The organism is Motiliproteus sp. (genome assembly GCF_965230735.1).
Classification (GTDB): domain Bacteria; phylum Pseudomonadota; class Gammaproteobacteria; order Pseudomonadales; family Balneatricaceae; genus Motiliproteus.
The window spans coordinates 3,928,345-3,943,020 of record NZ_OZ246016.1 but is presented as its reverse complement, the minus strand read 5'-3'; the positions used below and the strand labels follow the sequence as shown (position 1 = coordinate 3,943,020).

The window sequence follows — 14,676 nt, the reverse complement described above, 5'->3', positions numbered from 1 at the left end:
GAATTGACTATGGCGCAGCATCTCCCCGGATTGGACGGCTCCTGGCTGCTGCCGGACTACGATCGCAGCATCGTCAATCTGGTTACCAGCCTCGCCCAGCGGGACGCCCCGGCGGCCGATCTTTATCCGGGGTTGGCGGAGCTTGAGGATAGTCGCATTCATGAACGGCCGGTGGCGCTACTGGTTATCGATGGGCTGGGTTATCAGTTTCTGCAGCGCTTCCCGGAGAGTTATCTGGCCCGACATTGTGCGGCCAGGCTGACCTCCTGTTTCCCCACCACCACCGCCACCGCCGTCAGCGCCCTGGCGCTGGGCGTGCCGGCGCAGCAGCATGGCATCCCCGGTTGGTATACCCATATGCGTGAGCTGGGCGGGGTGGTATTGCCGCTGCCCTTTATCCCGCGAGGCGGCGGCAGTTGTTACAGCCGTAAAGGGGTGCAAGCCCAGCAGATGCTGGATGTGTCGGCGCTGTTGCCGCAGCTGTCGCGGCCGGTGAGGGTCTGCTCGCCAGCCTATATCAGCGATTCCGATTACAGTCGGGCACTTTATGGTCGTTGTCGTCGCGGCCCCTTTCAGGGGCTGGAGCACTTCTTTGAACGGCTCAGTCAGGGACTGGAGCAGCGCGGCAACCCCCTGGTGTGGGGGTATTGGACCGAACTGGACGCGATGGCCCATGAGCTGGGGGTCGACAGCCCGGAGTTGGAAGAACATTTCTGGCAGATCGACCAACAATTTGGACAGTGGCTGGAGTGGTTGGCCGGCAGCGATACGCTGGTGCTGGTGACCGCCGATCACGGCCTGATCGATTGTCGTGACGACCAGCGTCTGCTGCTCGACACCCACCCGGAGATCGAATCGATGTTGCGTCTGCCTTTATGTGGCGAGCCGCGGGTCGCGTTCTGCTACCTGAAGCCGGGAGCCCAGTCGGAGTTTATCGATGCCGTTGCGCAACAGGCGCCTGATCTGTTCGCTGCGGTCGAGAGTGAAGCGTTGCTGGAGGCGGGGCTGTTCGGACGGGGGCAGCCCTCGTTGCGATTGCGCGAACGGATCGGAGATCTGACCCTGCTGGCGCGCGACCAGGCGATCATCAAGGATCGCTTGCTACAGGAGGGCGCCTTCAATCAGCGCGGTGTACACGGTGGGCTCAGCGCCGAAGAGCTCTATGTTCCTTTGGTGATCGCCGAACCCTGAGCGGGAGCGCTCAAGGATTGAAGATATGGAAGCAGGCCCGCCCCTTGTCTTTGGCCTGGTAAAGGGCGATATCGGCCTGTTTCATCAGCTCCCGGGAGCTGTTGTTGTCGGTATCGAAAACCGCGATGCCGATGCTGACGCTGACTTCCAGGCTCTGCTGTTCAAGATGGATCGGTTTGGAAAACTCATCGATCAGAGTGGCTGCCAGCGCCTCGACCTCGGCCTGGCTGGTTATCCCTTCCTGAATCACTGAGAACTCATCGCCACCCAGGCGCGCTATGTTGCTGTTGTCCGCCAGGCAGGATTGGAGCTTGGCCGCGACCTTCTTTAACAGGGTGTCGCCGGTGGGGTGCCCGAAGGTGTCGTTGATCTGTTTGAAGTGATCGAGGTCCAGCATCCAGAAGGCCAGGCCAAAATTCTCCCGGCGCTGCCGCTCGAGGGCCTGATCAAGGGATTCCATCAACGAGAAGCGGTTTGCCAAGCCGGTGAGGCTGTCGGTACGGGCACGTTTTTCCAATTCGCGTTCGGCATCCTTGCGGGCGGTGATATCGAGGATAGCCCCGACGATACCGTCGATATTCTCCTGCGCCGCATGAAATGCCGCCTTATGAAACATCACGTCTCGAATCGAGCCGTCGGCGTACTTCACCTGGGCCTCGTAGATCTGCTCGCCGCGGCTGTCGTACAGGGCCTTGTCGGCCTCGTAGTAGACCTGGGCAAGCTCCGGATCGAAGAGTTCGAAGACACTCTTGCCAACCAGCTGGTCGCGGCTGAGTCCGACATAATTTTCGAAGGCTCGATTGCAGCCCAGATAGCGCCCTTCGGCATCCTTGAAAAAAATCGGGGTGGGGACGGCATTGATGACCGCCTGCAGCAGGTTGGCCTCTGAGAGGCTGTTGGACTTCATCATCGCTGTGACCCTCGGCTACTGCTATGGCCAACGGGAATGCACCCAGAATCGATAAAGATAACTATAGATCGATTTGATGCCGTTGCCTCTGATCTTGTGCCCCGGCGGTGCGGTCTGTCGGTGGAGTTCTGTTCGATCGTGTTGAAAAAAAACCGGCCAAGAGGCCGGTTTTTTCAGCGAATGCGGAAGTCCGTTTACTTCTGCGCTTCGTAAGCCTTGGCGCCTTCTTCGATGGCGGCACGGGCAGCGGCCGCGTCGGACCAGCCTTCGACCTTGACCCACTTGTTGGGCTCGAGGGTCTTGTAGTTTTCGAAGAAGTGCTTGATCTGGTCACGCAGCAGTTGCGGGATGTCTTCAACGTCCTGAATGTCGCCGTACTCTTTGCACAGTTTCTCGTGCGGAACGGCAACCAGCTTGGCGTCTTCACCGGCTTCGTCGGTCATGTTCAGAATACCGACCGGACGGCAGCGGATCACGGAGCCGGTCAGAACCGGGTGCGGTGCGATCACCAGCACGTCAACGGGGTCACCGTCATCGGCCAGGGTGTTGTTGATGTAGCCGTAGTTGGCCGGGTAGAACATCGGCGCGGTCATGAAACGGTCGACCATGACGCAGTCGGCGTCTTTGTCGATTTCGTACTTGACCGGTACCGGTGCGTTGGCCGGAATTTCAATGATGACGTAGATGTCGTTGGGCAGCTCTTTACCCGCAGGGACTTTTTCAAAGCTCATGCTATGGCCTTCTGTAAAGTTAGGGGTGAAAACGGATGAGGCGGATTATACGGGAAGCCCCGGGGCCATTGCCAATACGACCATGGCCCTAGGTTATCCAGCGCTGAGAATCAGTTGCCGTGATAGCGCAGCACGGTTTCAACCTCTTCCTTGGAGCCCAGTACCACGGAAACACGCTCGTGGATCTGCTCGGGCTCGACATCCATGATGTCGATCTGGGTGTTGACCGAACGACCGCCGGCCTGCTCAATCAGGAAGCTCATCGGGTTGCCTTCGTACATCAGGCGCAGCTTGCCCGGCTTCTGCGGAGAGCGTGAATCCCAGGGGTACATGAAGATGCCGCCGCGGGTCAGGATACGGTGAACTTCGGCCACCATCGAGGCGATCCAGCGCATATTGTAGCGCTTGCCCAGCGGGCCCTCTTCGCCCTGAAGCAGGTCGGCGACATAGTTCTGTACCGGTTTGTCCCAGAAGCGTTGGTTCGACATGTTGATGGCGAACTCCTGGGTGGTTTGCGGTACCTGAACCGACTCGCGGGTCAGGTAGAACTCACCGTTATGGCCCAGGGTGAACATATGCACGCCGTTGCCGGTGGTCAGAACCAGGATGCAGGACGGGCCGTAGAGTACGTAGCCGGCGGCAACCTGTTTGCGACCGGTCTGCAGGTAGGCGGCCTGTTGGGCCGGGTCGCTGTCTGCCGGAGCTTCAAGAATCGAGAAGATGGTGCCGACCGAGACATTGATATCGATGTTGGAGGAGCCGTCCAGCGGGTCGAAAGTGACCAGAAATTTGCCTTCCGGATCGCAGGCAACCGGATCGTCTTCCTCTTCGGAGGCCAGACCCGCGACCAGATTGGTGTTGCTCAGGGTCAGCTTGAGGATATCGTTGGCGATCACATCCAGTTTTTTCTGGGTCTCGCCTTGGACGTTTTCGGTTTCGGCAGCGCCGAGGATGCCGGCCAGAGCACCGTCCTGGAGTTTGCCGTCGATCTCCTTACAGGCGGCCATCAACAGGTTGATGAGTTCGATAAGATCGGCGGGGGTTTCTTGCTGCTTCAGGAACTGAGTGAGCCGTAACATGTTGGGTCCTATGGTGGAGTCTGTCAGCGCTGGATATCGGGTTATGCAGCGGCTTGTTGCAGCTGCATGAACGAATTATGGCAATGGTTGGAAAAATTGCTGCGAATGATACGTCAAGCCCAAGGGGAATGCATGAAAATTCAGCCCTCGGATCGGTTATTTATTGATCCGCGACAAAATAACTTCCGTAGACTTCGATATCGGCTTACCGGCAAGTTGGTCGTGAAGGCTCGAAGCCAGGGTTGACGGTCGCGGCAGGGCGATCCAGTTGTTATGATCGGCAGCGTTTTTTAACTGTAAGCTAGTGCTCGAGGAGAGTTATGAACCTGCATATTTTGGGAATCTGCGGCACCTTTATGGGCTCGCTGGCGCTGTTGGCCAAGCAGCGGGGATTCCAGGTCAGTGGTTGTGACGCCAATGTGTACCCGCCGATGAGCACCCAGCTGGCAGAGCAGGGGATCGAGCTGCTCGAAGGTTATCATCCCGAACATCTGCAGGCGGGAGAGGGGCGTACGGCGCCTGATCTGGTGATCGTCGGTAACGCCATGTCGCGGGGGAATCCCTGTGTCGAGTATGTGCTCGACAACAATCTCCCTTACACCTCGGGCCCCCAGTGGTTAGCCGATCATGTACTGCAAGATAAGTGGGTAATGGCAGTAGCCGGCACCCACGGCAAGACCACCACCAGCAGTATGCTGGCCTGGATTCTTGAAGATGCAGGGATGGCACCGGGCTTTTTGATCGGCGGCGTACCCGGAAACTTCGGTGTATCAGCGCGACTGGGCGAGACGCCGTTCTTTGTGGTCGAAGCCGATGAGTACGACACCGCGTTTTTCGATAAACGCTCCAAGTTTGTCCATTACCGCCCGCGCACCGCGATTCTGAACAACCTCGAGTTTGATCATGCCGATATTTTCGATGACTTGGCAGCGATCGAGCGGCAGTTCCATCATCTGATCAGAACCGTGCCGTCCCAGGGCCAGCTGATCGTACCGAACGAGGATGCCAACTTGGCGCGGGTGCTGGAGCAGGGCTGCTGGAGCCCGGTGGTTCATTTTAGTGCCGACGAAGGTGCCGATAAAACTGCTCAAGGCTGGTCGGCACGGCTGCTGAGCGCCGACGGATCAGCATTCGAGGTGTTGCTCGATGGCGAGACGGTGGCCGAAGTTCGTTGGTCCCAGACCGGACGGCACTCGGTGATGAACGGGTTGGCGGCGATGGCGGCGGCCCGCCATGTGGGCGTGAAACCCGAGCACAGCGCCGCCGCGTTGGGGCGCTTCCAAGGGGTTAAACGCCGGATGGAGAAGGTCGGCGAAGCGGCTGGACTCTGCCTGTATGACGACTTTGCCCATCATCCGACCGCGATTCAGACCACGCTGGAGGGGCTGCGGGCCCGCGCCGGCGACAAGCCGGTGGTGGCGGTGATCGAACCCCGATCCAATACCATGCGGCTCGGCAGTCATCAGCAGGCATTAGCGCCCGCCACGGCATCGGCCTCCGAAGTGCTCTGGTATCAGCCTCCGGGATTGAGCTGGGGGTTGGATGCGGTGGTGGCCGACAGTCCGGTACCGGCCAGGGTGTTCGACAGCGTCGATGCTATCATTGAAGCGATTAAGGCCTATCAGGGCTCGGGAGCGGAAGTGGTGATCATGAGTAACGGTGGCTTCGAGGGCATCCATCAGCGAATGCTGGCCGCGCTGCAGGCGCTGCAGCCGTGAGCGAGCCCAATGAAGCCATGAGCGAAGAGACCACAGCCGTGAGTGAGCAAACAGCGACTCTGCAAGGCGAACCGGTCAGTGTCGCCTTGACCGGCGCCTCCGGTGCCCAGTATGGCTTACGCCTGATCGAGTGTCTGGTGGCGGTCGGTCGACCGGTGTACGTGATGATCTCGCGGGCGGCTCAGGTGGTCATTGCCACCGAAACCGACGTCAAAATTCCTTCCGATGTGGAGAGGGCGCAGCAGAAACTGACCGAGCTTTACGGCGCCTTGCCGGGCCAGATCCGGGTGTTCTCCCGTGACAACTGGTTTGCCCCGGTGGCTTCGGGTTCCGGTTCGCCGTCGGCCACGGTGGTCTGCCCCTGCAGCACCGGTAGCCTGTCGGCCTTCGCCGTGGGTGCCAGCGACAACCTGATCGAGCGGGCGGTCGATGTGGCGCTGAAAGAGCGGCGTAAGCTGATTCTGGTACCCCGCGAAGCCCCCTACTCCGAGATCCATCTGGAGCATATGCTCAAGCTGACTCGAATGGGGGCGGTGGTGATTCCGGCCAGCCCCGGCTTTTACCATAAGCCCGATAGTGTCGAAGCGATGATCGATTTTGTGGTGGCCCGGATTTTGGACCAGCTCGGTATTGATCAGCAGCTGATGCCGCGTTGGGGCAGCGAGCGTTGACGACTGGCTCGGATATGGATTGCCGGCTTGGTTGCGGCGCCTGCTGTATCGCGCCGTCGATCAGCTCGCCGATTCCCGGAATGGCCGACGGTAAACCGGCCGGTGTGCGCTGTGTTCAGCTCGATGACAATAACCTTTGCCGCATCTTTGGCCAGCCCGAGCGACCGGCGGCCTGTCTGGCATTTCAACCGGCGCGCTGGATCTGCGGTGACCGTAATTCCCAGGCGTTGGAACGGATTGCGTTGCTGGAGCGCGATACGGCTGAAGACTAAAGCTCAGCGCAAGTATCTTTTTCTTATCTCACGAGCACTGCAACCCTGGGCAACCAGGCTTGAACAACGCTATTTGCCTCGCATTTTAAGCGCCGGATTACTAGAATTGCGCCTTTCAAACTTTACCTTCATCAGCGATGGCGTCGCATCCCCATGTCCAAAATTCTTGCCCTAGATACCTCTACCCAGGCTTGTTCGGTCGCGCTCTGGCTCGACGGTGAAGTCCGCGAAGACTTCCGCGATCTGCCGCGTCAGCACACCCAGCTGTTGCTGCCGATGGTGCAGCAGATGCTGGATCAGGCCGGTTTGTCGCTCAAACAACTGGACGGTATCGCGTTCGGCCGTGGCCCCGGCTCTTTCACTGGGCTGCGGATCTGTACCGGGGTGACTCAGGGACTGGCTTTCGGGGCGAACCTGCCGGTGGCGCCGGTCTCGACCCTGGCAGCACTGGCGCTGCAGGCTCGGCATGGTAACCCGGAGCTGGAGGGAGCCTTGGCGGCGATCGATGCGCGGATGGATGAGCTCTATTGGGGCGCCTATCGCTTCGACACGGATACTGGGCTGCCGCTACTGGTCGCCGATGAACGGGTCTGTCCGCCGGAGCATATAGAAGAGGACACTCTGTTTGCCCAGGGGCGCTGGGTCGGGGTCGGCTCGGGCTGGAATTACCGGGATCGCTTGCCGGCTTCAGTGCTGGCCTGGGTCGAGACGATCGATCCGTTACCCGAACCCCGGGCGGCGGCGATTGCCGAGCTGGGCGCGGCGATGATCGCCGCCGGGCAGGGGGTGCTGCCGGAGCAGGCGCTGCCGGTCTACCTGCGTGATGATGTGGCTAAAAAGAAGGGTGAGCAGAAGAAGGCGGATCAGAAACCCGCTCAGAAAAAGGGCGAGGGCTGAGCATGGCGTTGAGTTATATCCTGCTGCTGGCGTTGATTCAGGGATTGACCGAATTCCTGCCGATCTCCAGCTCGGCCCACCTGATTCTGCCATCCCAGGTGCTGGGTTGGCCCGACCAGGGGCTGGCGTTCGATGTGGCGGTGCATGTGGGTACCTTGGCGGCGGTGTTGCTCTATTTTCGGCGTGATTTTGTGTTGCTCGGCTGGGGCTGGCTTGGCTCGCTGCTACCGCTACGGCAGGGGCAAAAACGCAGTGGTCGCTATAGCCGGCTGGCCTGGGCGGTTATTATCGGTACCATTCCGGCCTGTGTTGCCGGCTTGCTGCTGAACGACCTGATCGAGCAGCATCTGCGCTCGATGCTGGTGATCGCCGCGACCACGCTGATCTTCGGTGCGCTGTTGTGGTTTGCCGATCTGCGCCGCTCCGAGACGCGCCGGGTTGGCCAGCTGGGGCTTAAAGATGCGCTGATCATCGGCTGCTACCAGGCGATCGCGTTGATTCCCGGAACCTCCCGTTCGGGCATCACCATTACCGCCGGCTTGATGTTGGGGCTGACCCGGCGGGCGGCGGCGCGATTCTCGTTCTTCCTGTCGGCGCCGCTAATCCTGGCCGCGGGGCTGTTCAAGACGCTGGAATTGATCGAACAGGGATCCGATGCGCCCTGGGGCGACGTGGCGTTGGGGGCGGGGCTCTCCTGCGTCAGTGCTTATCTGTGTATCCATCTGTTTATGGAGCTGATCAGTCGCATCGGCATGACCCCCTTTGTGATCTACCGGTTGCTGCTGGGCTTGCTGCTGCTTGGGGTCTATTTCAGTCTCTGATTACTTTCGCTGATCGTTGATTGGTTTGCATCGGCTGTCGGCTCAGCTAGAATCCTGTGAAACACGATATCAAGCCCTAATCTGGACTTTGCCTGAATGCGGATCGACGCGTCCTTTAATTTTCCTCAGCTACCGAAACGGACCGGCCAGCCGTCGACCTCCGTGGCGGCACCGTCGGATCGTGAATCATCCGGCTCCGAGGAACGACAGGCGACGATCCCGTTCGAGCTGGCCGCCGGGATCACCGCCGCGCGGGCTGAGCAGAGTGCCGGTGCCGGTTTCTACTCCACCGACCGCCAACTGCCGTTATCCGGTCAGCAGGCGGTGGATACCTATCTGACCAATGCGACCCTGAGTTTCACCCCGGGTGAAGCCGAATGGGTCGGTGTTGATACCTATGCTTAAGCGTCGGCTTAACGCGCTGCCTTGATTCCCTAAAATGGTTGTTGATTCTTCCTGCTCATTGTCTGAGCTGTCGTTGCAACTCTGGCCCGAGTCCGAGACGGATTGCGAGCGTGCCCAGCAGTTGGCCGATCAGTTACATCTTCCGGTCTGTCCGGTGGACACCGATCCGCAGCAGTTAGACGAGGTGGCGATGCTGCTCCGTGTTGGTTCCCGGGGGTTGGCGTTGCAGCAAACCGGGCCCAAGGCGCCGGGGCCGGTGCAGGTTGATTTCTTGGCCGGCGCGGTGGCCCACCGTCGTCGTTTTGGTGGCGGTAGTGGTCAACAGATCGCCAAGGCGATCGGCATCAAGCCGGGGGTCAGACCGCGGGTGGCGGACCTGACGGCTGGCCTTGGACGTGACAGCTTCGTTCTGGCCGGGCTGGGGTGCGAAGTCCAGATGGTTGAGCGGATGCCGGTGGTGGCGCTGCTGCTCGAGGACGGGCTGCGTCGGGCGGCGTTCGACTCGGAAGTCGGCGAGATTGTCGCCCGGATGCGGCTCTACCAGGGCGCGGCCAGCCAGTGGCTGGCGAACTGTGACCCGCATCCGGAAGTGGTTTATCTGGATCCGATGTTTCCCCACAGCAGCAAGTCGGCCCAGGTGAAGAAAGAGATGCTGCTGTTCAGGACGCTGGTGGGAGCGGACGAGGATGCCGACGAGCTGTTGGAGTTGGCGTTGGCCAAGGCGGAATATCGGGTGGTGGTGAAACGTCCACGCAAGGCACCGACCCTGGGTTCCCGAAAGCCAAGCTACAGCCTGGAAGGCAAGTCAGGTCGTTTCGATATCTATACCCTCAAGGCGATGAAATAGCGCTGCCCCGAATCCTGTTGTCTTAACGCTGCGCTAACGGCTCAATAATGGGGCGGTGGTGGCTCGTCGGCCGGATTGCTGGTCGGACCGGTGCCGACCTGTTTGAGCTGCTCGGACAGTAGTTTCACCATCTGTCCCAGACGTTCGATCTCCAGCTGTTGCTTGGCCAGCTCATCACTGAGCGACTGGATGCTGTCGTCCTGAAACGCCTGGCGGGTTTGCAGTTCGATCAGTTGATCTTCGAGGCTCTCATTAGGCTCCACGGCCGTCTCTCCATCTAGCTAAGCTGTTGAATCTTGTCTTGAGAATCGGTATATAAAGGCTATCTTCCGGATCCCGCCGTTCAGCTGGCGCCGCTTCCGGGAGTCGGTTCGATACCGGCGAAGTTTCGGCGTATCGAATCTCTTACTAGCTATACCGTAGCGATACCCCAGCGTAAATCTGATGGGGCGTGACTGTTACTAATCGTGAAAATTGTGAGAAGTTTATAATGAAAACAAAGACAATGTTACTAGGCGCCGTTTACAGCGGTGTGGTGGCGGCAGCCGTCGGTGTGATCCACAGCATGATGCTCAAACTCCCCTCTGAAAATGTCGTGGCGGCGATGGGTACGGTGTTCGTTCTGACCCTGATCGCCAGCCTGCTGACGGCGGCTTCGGCATCCGGTGCCAGCAGCGCCTCTCAGGGCTCCTCTTCCCGCGTCAACGGTGGCGCCGAAGTGATTTCGGCCAGCGAAGCCAATGATGACCGCGAAGGTGGTGTGGTGAAGTGGTTCAATGTGACCAAGGGATTCGGTTTTATCACCCGTGACCAGGGTGATGATGTCTTCGTCCACTTCCGCTCCATTCGTGGCACCGGACACCGCTCCTTGAGTGAGGGGCAGCGGGTCAAGTTCGAAGTGGTCGAGAGCGACAAGGGCCTTCAGGCCGAGGATGTCTCGGTGATCGCCTGATCTGTTCGCCAGATCCAGACAGAAAAACGCGGCCAAGGCCGCGTTTTTTTATGCCATTCAGAATTTGATGGAAATCGTTGTTAGAACGATTTCGAGATACTGAATACCAGTGCCGATTGGTTGGCGTTGGCGCCGGATTTTACCTTGCCGAAGTAGGCATCATCGTCGTCGATATCGGTGTCCATGTAGGTCAGTGACAGGTCAACTTCAGCCACGGTCTTGGACAGGCTGACGGAGTAATCGATGTACTCGCTGTTATCGGCCTTGAGCTCATCACCGAAGTTGTAACCGGCGTGCAGGGTCAGGCTGATCTCTTCCGGCAGATCCAGGCTGTAGTTGGCTTCCAGGTATTCCAGCGTGTTGTCACCGCCGAAGTAATCCCAGGCGTTCCAGTAGGCTAGGCGGGCGCCCATATAATCGACCCCGACGCTGATCTCGTTGTAGTTCTGCCCACTGGAGCCGGAGTAGATGTAGCGGTAGAAGGTGACGTCGTAGCTCAGATCTTCGTTGATTTCACCCCAATAGCCGACATAGATGTCGTGCTCGATATTGGTGTTGTCTCCCGATCCGAAATCGACGTTGGAGGCCCAGGTGCCGACGAACAGACCCGAGTCATGGGCATAGTCGAAACCGCCCTGGACGGCGGTGTTTTCCGCGCTCTGTGAGATGCCGCGATAGCGGTAGTCGTTGGTCAGGCTAATGTTGGCAGAAATCTCTGCCATGGAGGCGCTTGAGGCAAGCAGCAGTGCAGATACCAGAGCAGACTTGGCAACGGTTTTTTTCATCATTTTTTCCCTTCGTAAGTAATCAAGGTTGTTATTTTTTTGCTTGGATTTTGAGCAAAAGGGGAGCGGTTTGAGGCTACCTTGATAAAGACGAAGGTCGTATACCCGATACGGGGTAGAGATTAAAAGTAGCTATTTGTTGTTAAAATAGGAGTATTTTTTCTTGCAGATTGTTTCTATTAAAATAATTTACGCTATTGGCGTGCTGTTGGATAAATTGGCCGTTAGCGCTGAAAAATGCAGAGAAGTCCGTGGAGAACGGGCGCAGCGGACGAAAAAAAACGCGACCCTGGGGTCGCGTTTTTTTGTCTCGGAATCGGATCTTTACAAGCGAATGAAAACGTTCTTCATATCGGTGTATTTCTCCATCGCATGAAGCGACTTGTCACGACCGTTGCCGGAGGCCTTGACGCCACCGAAAGGTACCGTGGTGTCGCCTTCGCCCCAGGTGTTAACCCAAACCATACCGCTCTGCAGTTGGCGGCTGACCCGGTGGGCCCGGGACAGGTTAGAGGTCCAGACCGATGCTCCCAGTCCATATTGGGAATCGTTGGCCAGGGCGATCGCTTCCTCTTCGGTTTCGAACTCGCACACGGCCAGAACCGGACCGAAGATCTCCTCCTTCACGAAGGTCATCTCGTTATGGGCACCGTCGATGATGGTGGGGGTGGCATAGTAGCCTTGACCATCCTTGTACTCCGGCACACCGCCCAGCAGCGGCTGACCGCCCTCTTCGAGTGCCGAGCGGATATAGCGCTCAACCGTGGCCAGCTGGGCACCATCGACCAGGGGCCCCATGTTGGTGGCCGGATCCAGAGGATCGCCGGGCTGGAAACGTTCGGCCGCCTTGAGTAGCGCCGCCATAAACTCCTGTTTGATCGACTTCTGTACGTAGATCCGGGAACAGGCGATGCAGACTTCACCCTGGTTGGAGAAGATCGCTGCCGCTGCCGTGGCAGCGGCCCGTTTGAGGTTGTCACAGTCATCAAAGATCAGGTTGGGAGATTTGCCCCCGGCCTCGATCCAGACCCGCTTCATGTTGGATTCACCGGCGTAGCCCATCAGCATCGCGGCGACCCGGCTGGAGCCGGTGAACGCCAGTACGTTGACATCCATGTGCAGCGCCAGCGCCTTGCCGGCGGTGTGGCCGAAGCCGGGAACCATATTCAGCACGCCGTCGGGCAGACCCGCTTCGGTGGCCAGCTCGGCCAGTCGCAAGGCGCTCAGCGGGGCTTTCTCAGACGGTTTCAGTACCACCGAGTTGCCGGCCGCCAGCGCCGGGGCGATCTTCCAGGCCACCATCATCAGCGGGTAGTTCCAGGGAGTGATGGCTCCAACCACGCCGACCGGGTTGTGCTCGATCAGCACCAGGGTGTCGTCGCCGGTCGGGGCGATCTCGCCGTAAACCTTATCGATCGACTCGGCGCTCCACTCGAAGCAGTCAATGCTGTCGGGAATGTCGATATTGACCATCTCCGAGATCGACTTGCCCATATCGAGGGTGTCGGTCAGCGCCAGCTCATCGCCGTGCTGTTCGATCAGTCGTGCCAATTTCAGCAGGATCTTCTTTCGCTGCTTGGGTGGCAGGCCCGACCAGACGCCGGCATCGAAAGCCCGTTTGGCGCTGGCGACAGCGGCGTCGATATCGGCGCTGTCGCAATTGGCGACATCGGCCAGCTTCTGTTCATTGGCCGGGTTGATCGACGGGAAGGTCTCACCGCTGATCGCATCGACAAAGCGGCCGTCGATATAGGCTTGGTGGCGAACCTTCAGCGTCTGGCTGAGTTGCTGCCATTCGGAATAGCTTTTCATGAATTACTCTCTGTCTTGGACCGCTTGGGGGTCTTGCTTAATAACCCAGTTTGCGAGCGCTTTCCAGTGTCAGATCAAGGCACTGGCGGGCTTTGTCGCAAAGCTCGTCGACCTGGTCACGGGTGATGACCAGCGGCGGTGACAGCACCATACGGCTGCCGGTGGCACGCATGATCAGACCGTTGCTGAAGCAGTGATCGCGGCAGATGGTGCCGATATCGATATCTTCCGGGTACAGCTCTCGGGTCTCCTTGTCTTTAACCAGCGCCATGCCGGCGACCAAGCCGACGCCATCGATCCGACCCACCAGCGGATGGTCGGCCAGTTTTTCCTGCAGCTGCTGTTGGAAGTAGGGACCGATATCGTTGGCGACATAATCGATGATGTTTTCCTGCTTCATCAGGCGGATATTGGCCAGTGCTACGGCGGCAGCGGCCGGGTGGCCGGAGTAGGTGAAACCGTGGTTGAAGTCGTCGTCATGCTCGATCAGCGCGTTGGCGATCCGTCCGCCTACCGCGACAGCCGAGATCGGCAGGTAACCGGACGACATGCCTTTGGCCATCGAGATGATATCCGGCTTGATGCCCAGGGTTTGGCTGCCGAACCAGCTGCCGGTGCGTCCGAAGCCGCAGATCACCTCGTCGGCGGCCAGCAGGATGTCGTACTTGTTGCAGATCTTCTGGATCTCGGCCCAGTAGTTGCTCGGCGGTACGATGACACCACCGGCGCCCTGAATCGGCTCGCCGATAAAGGCGGCGACGTTATCCGGTCCGACGGCGAGAATCTTGTCTTCCAGTGCCTTGGCGCAGGCCTTGCCGAAGTCCTCTTCGCTCATGTCGGCGCCTTCACCGTACCAGTAGGGCTGACGGATATGTTCGATGCCCGGTACCAGCGGTGCACCCTGTTTGTGCATGCCGCCCATGCCGCCTAGGCTGGTGCCGGCCAGGGTGCTGCCGTGGTAGGCGTTGTTTCGGCTGATGACAATGTTGCGGTAGGGCTTACCCTTGATCACCCAGTACTGACGTACCAGGCGCAGGATGGTATCGACCGCTTCGGAGCCGGAACCGGCAAAGAAGATATGGTTGAGATCGTCCGGTGTGACACTGGCCAGCTCTTTGGCCAGTTCAGCAGCCGGCATATGGGTGGTCTGAAAGAAGGTGTTGTAGTACGGCAGGGTCTGCATCTGCTGTTGCGCCGCATCGACCAATTCCTGGCGACCGTAGCCCATGTTGACGCACCAGAGTCCGGCCATACCGTCGAGGATCTTGTGGCCTTCGCTGTCCCACAGGTAGACGCCGTCGGCGCGGGTGATGACCCGGGCGCCTTTGGCGTTCAGGGCGCCGCTGTTGGTGAACGGATGGAGATGGTGGGCGGCGTCTGTGGCCTGGATGTCGCGGGTGTCTTGGTGTAGCTCGATGTTATTGGTCATGGTTTTCTCCTTGGCTGGCCGGCGGATTTAAGGTTTGAAACCGGCAGTCAGAATCGGGTGCATTATCGTCACGGGTGTCGAATCGGGTGCGATAACCGTGGCTCGATAATGTGATCACAAATTTGAGTTGTCAAACGGACCCTATGCCCCGTTTGG

16 protein-coding genes are annotated in these 14,676 nt (G+C 59.1%); 9 read left to right on the top strand and 7 right to left on the bottom strand.

The genetic code is table 11. The annotated features are described in order from the left end of the window. The first annotated feature begins 9 nt into the window (after positions 1 to 9). A complete protein-coding gene (locus ACO05M_RS18305; RefSeq protein WP_421866311.1) occupies positions 10 to 1,191 on the top strand; it encodes an alkaline phosphatase family protein in 1,182 nt (393 codons plus the stop codon). Between the two features lie 10 nt (positions 1,192 to 1,201). On the opposite strand, the gene ACO05M_RS18300 is transcribed toward ACO05M_RS18305, so the two are convergent. The 3 genes from ACO05M_RS18300 to ACO05M_RS18290 all read right to left on the bottom strand — a co-directional run bounded on the left by ACO05M_RS18300 (position 1,202) and on the right by ACO05M_RS18290 (position 3,911). Then, positions 1,202 to 2,101: a diguanylate cyclase domain-containing protein gene (locus ACO05M_RS18300; RefSeq protein ID WP_421866308.1), complete on the bottom strand. Its 900-nt coding sequence runs from the start codon at positions 2,099 to 2,101 to the stop codon at positions 1,202 to 1,204. 194 nt (positions 2,102 to 2,295) lie between these two features. Next, entirely contained in the window at positions 2,296 to 2,832 is a 537-nt protein-coding gene (gene ppa, locus ACO05M_RS18295) for an inorganic diphosphatase (protein WP_421866305.1), read from the bottom strand. 110 nt (positions 2,833 to 2,942) lie between these two features. Next, the gene (locus ACO05M_RS18290) at positions 2,943 to 3,911 is read right to left on the bottom strand and encodes a class 1 fructose-bisphosphatase (RefSeq protein ID WP_421866302.1); all 969 of its coding nucleotides are present in this window, start codon (positions 3,909 to 3,911) and stop codon (positions 2,943 to 2,945) included. 320 nt (positions 3,912 to 4,231) lie between these two features. Here ACO05M_RS18290 and mpl point away from each other — a divergent pair, with 320 nt between their 5' ends. The 7 genes from mpl (at position 4,232) to ACO05M_RS18255 (ending at position 9,542) form a co-directional block, all read left to right on the top strand. After that, a complete protein-coding gene (mpl, locus tag ACO05M_RS18285) occupies positions 4,232 to 5,629 on the top strand; it encodes a UDP-N-acetylmuramate:L-alanyl-gamma-D-glutamyl-meso-diaminopimelate ligase (protein WP_421866299.1) in 1,398 nt (465 codons plus the stop codon). Positions 5,630 to 5,667: 38 nt separating this feature from the next. Further along, positions 5,668 to 6,300 carry a flavin prenyltransferase UbiX gene (locus ACO05M_RS18280; protein ID WP_421866296.1) on the top strand — a complete coding sequence of 211 codons (633 nt, stop codon included), beginning with the start codon at positions 5,668 to 5,670 and terminating at the stop codon, positions 6,298 to 6,300. Between the two features lie 14 nt (positions 6,301 to 6,314). Beyond that, positions 6,315 to 6,572, top strand: coding sequence for a YkgJ family cysteine cluster protein (locus ACO05M_RS18275; RefSeq protein ID WP_421866294.1), 258 nt, complete (start codon positions 6,315 to 6,317; stop codon positions 6,570 to 6,572). 153 nt (positions 6,573 to 6,725) lie between these two features. Continuing rightward, positions 6,726 to 7,469 carry a tRNA (adenosine(37)-N6)-threonylcarbamoyltransferase complex dimerization subunit type 1 TsaB gene (tsaB, locus tag ACO05M_RS18270; protein WP_421866292.1) on the top strand — a complete coding sequence of 248 codons (744 nt, stop codon included), beginning with the start codon at positions 6,726 to 6,728 and terminating at the stop codon, positions 7,467 to 7,469. A gap of 2 nt (positions 7,470 to 7,471) precedes the next feature. Beyond that, positions 7,472 to 8,290, top strand: coding sequence for an undecaprenyl-diphosphate phosphatase (locus tag ACO05M_RS18265; RefSeq protein ID WP_421866290.1), 819 nt, complete (start codon positions 7,472 to 7,474; stop codon positions 8,288 to 8,290). A gap of 96 nt (positions 8,291 to 8,386) precedes the next feature. Further along, positions 8,387 to 8,695 carry a hypothetical protein gene (locus tag ACO05M_RS18260; protein ID WP_421866288.1) on the top strand — a complete coding sequence of 103 codons (309 nt, stop codon included), beginning with the start codon at positions 8,387 to 8,389 and terminating at the stop codon, positions 8,693 to 8,695. A gap of 34 nt (positions 8,696 to 8,729) precedes the next feature. Next, positions 8,730 to 9,542 carry a class I SAM-dependent methyltransferase gene (locus tag ACO05M_RS18255; RefSeq protein WP_421866285.1) on the top strand — a complete coding sequence of 271 codons (813 nt, stop codon included), beginning with the start codon at positions 8,730 to 8,732 and terminating at the stop codon, positions 9,540 to 9,542. A 41-nt stretch (positions 9,543 to 9,583) separates the two neighbouring features. Here the strand turns inward: ACO05M_RS18255 and ACO05M_RS18250 are convergent, their stop codons facing one another. Then, the gene (locus ACO05M_RS18250) at positions 9,584 to 9,805 is read right to left on the bottom strand and encodes a SlyX family protein (RefSeq protein WP_421866283.1); all 222 of its coding nucleotides are present in this window, start codon (positions 9,803 to 9,805) and stop codon (positions 9,584 to 9,586) included. 227 nt (positions 9,806 to 10,032) lie between these two features. Between ACO05M_RS18250 and ACO05M_RS18245 the strand changes: the two genes are divergently transcribed. After that, complete coding sequence (locus ACO05M_RS18245) at positions 10,033 to 10,494, top strand: cold-shock protein (RefSeq protein ID WP_421866280.1); 462 nt, start codon at positions 10,033 to 10,035, stop codon at positions 10,492 to 10,494. Positions 10,495 to 10,574: 80 nt separating this feature from the next. On the opposite strand, the gene ACO05M_RS18240 is transcribed toward ACO05M_RS18245, so the two are convergent. The 3 genes from ACO05M_RS18240 to ACO05M_RS18230 all read right to left on the bottom strand — a co-directional run bounded on the left by ACO05M_RS18240 (position 10,575) and on the right by ACO05M_RS18230 (position 14,520). Continuing rightward, positions 10,575 to 11,282 (bottom strand): TorF family putative porin, encoded by a 708-nt coding sequence (locus tag ACO05M_RS18240; RefSeq protein ID WP_421866276.1) that lies wholly within the window; start codon positions 11,280 to 11,282, stop codon positions 10,575 to 10,577. 321 nt (positions 11,283 to 11,603) lie between these two features. Continuing rightward, positions 11,604 to 13,091 (bottom strand): aldehyde dehydrogenase, encoded by a 1,488-nt coding sequence (locus ACO05M_RS18235; RefSeq protein WP_421866273.1) that lies wholly within the window; start codon positions 13,089 to 13,091, stop codon positions 11,604 to 11,606. Positions 13,092 to 13,128: 37 nt separating this feature from the next. Then, the gene (locus tag ACO05M_RS18230) at positions 13,129 to 14,520 is read right to left on the bottom strand and encodes an aspartate aminotransferase family protein (protein WP_421866270.1); all 1,392 of its coding nucleotides are present in this window, start codon (positions 14,518 to 14,520) and stop codon (positions 13,129 to 13,131) included. Between the last annotated feature and the right edge of the window lie 156 nt (positions 14,521 to 14,676).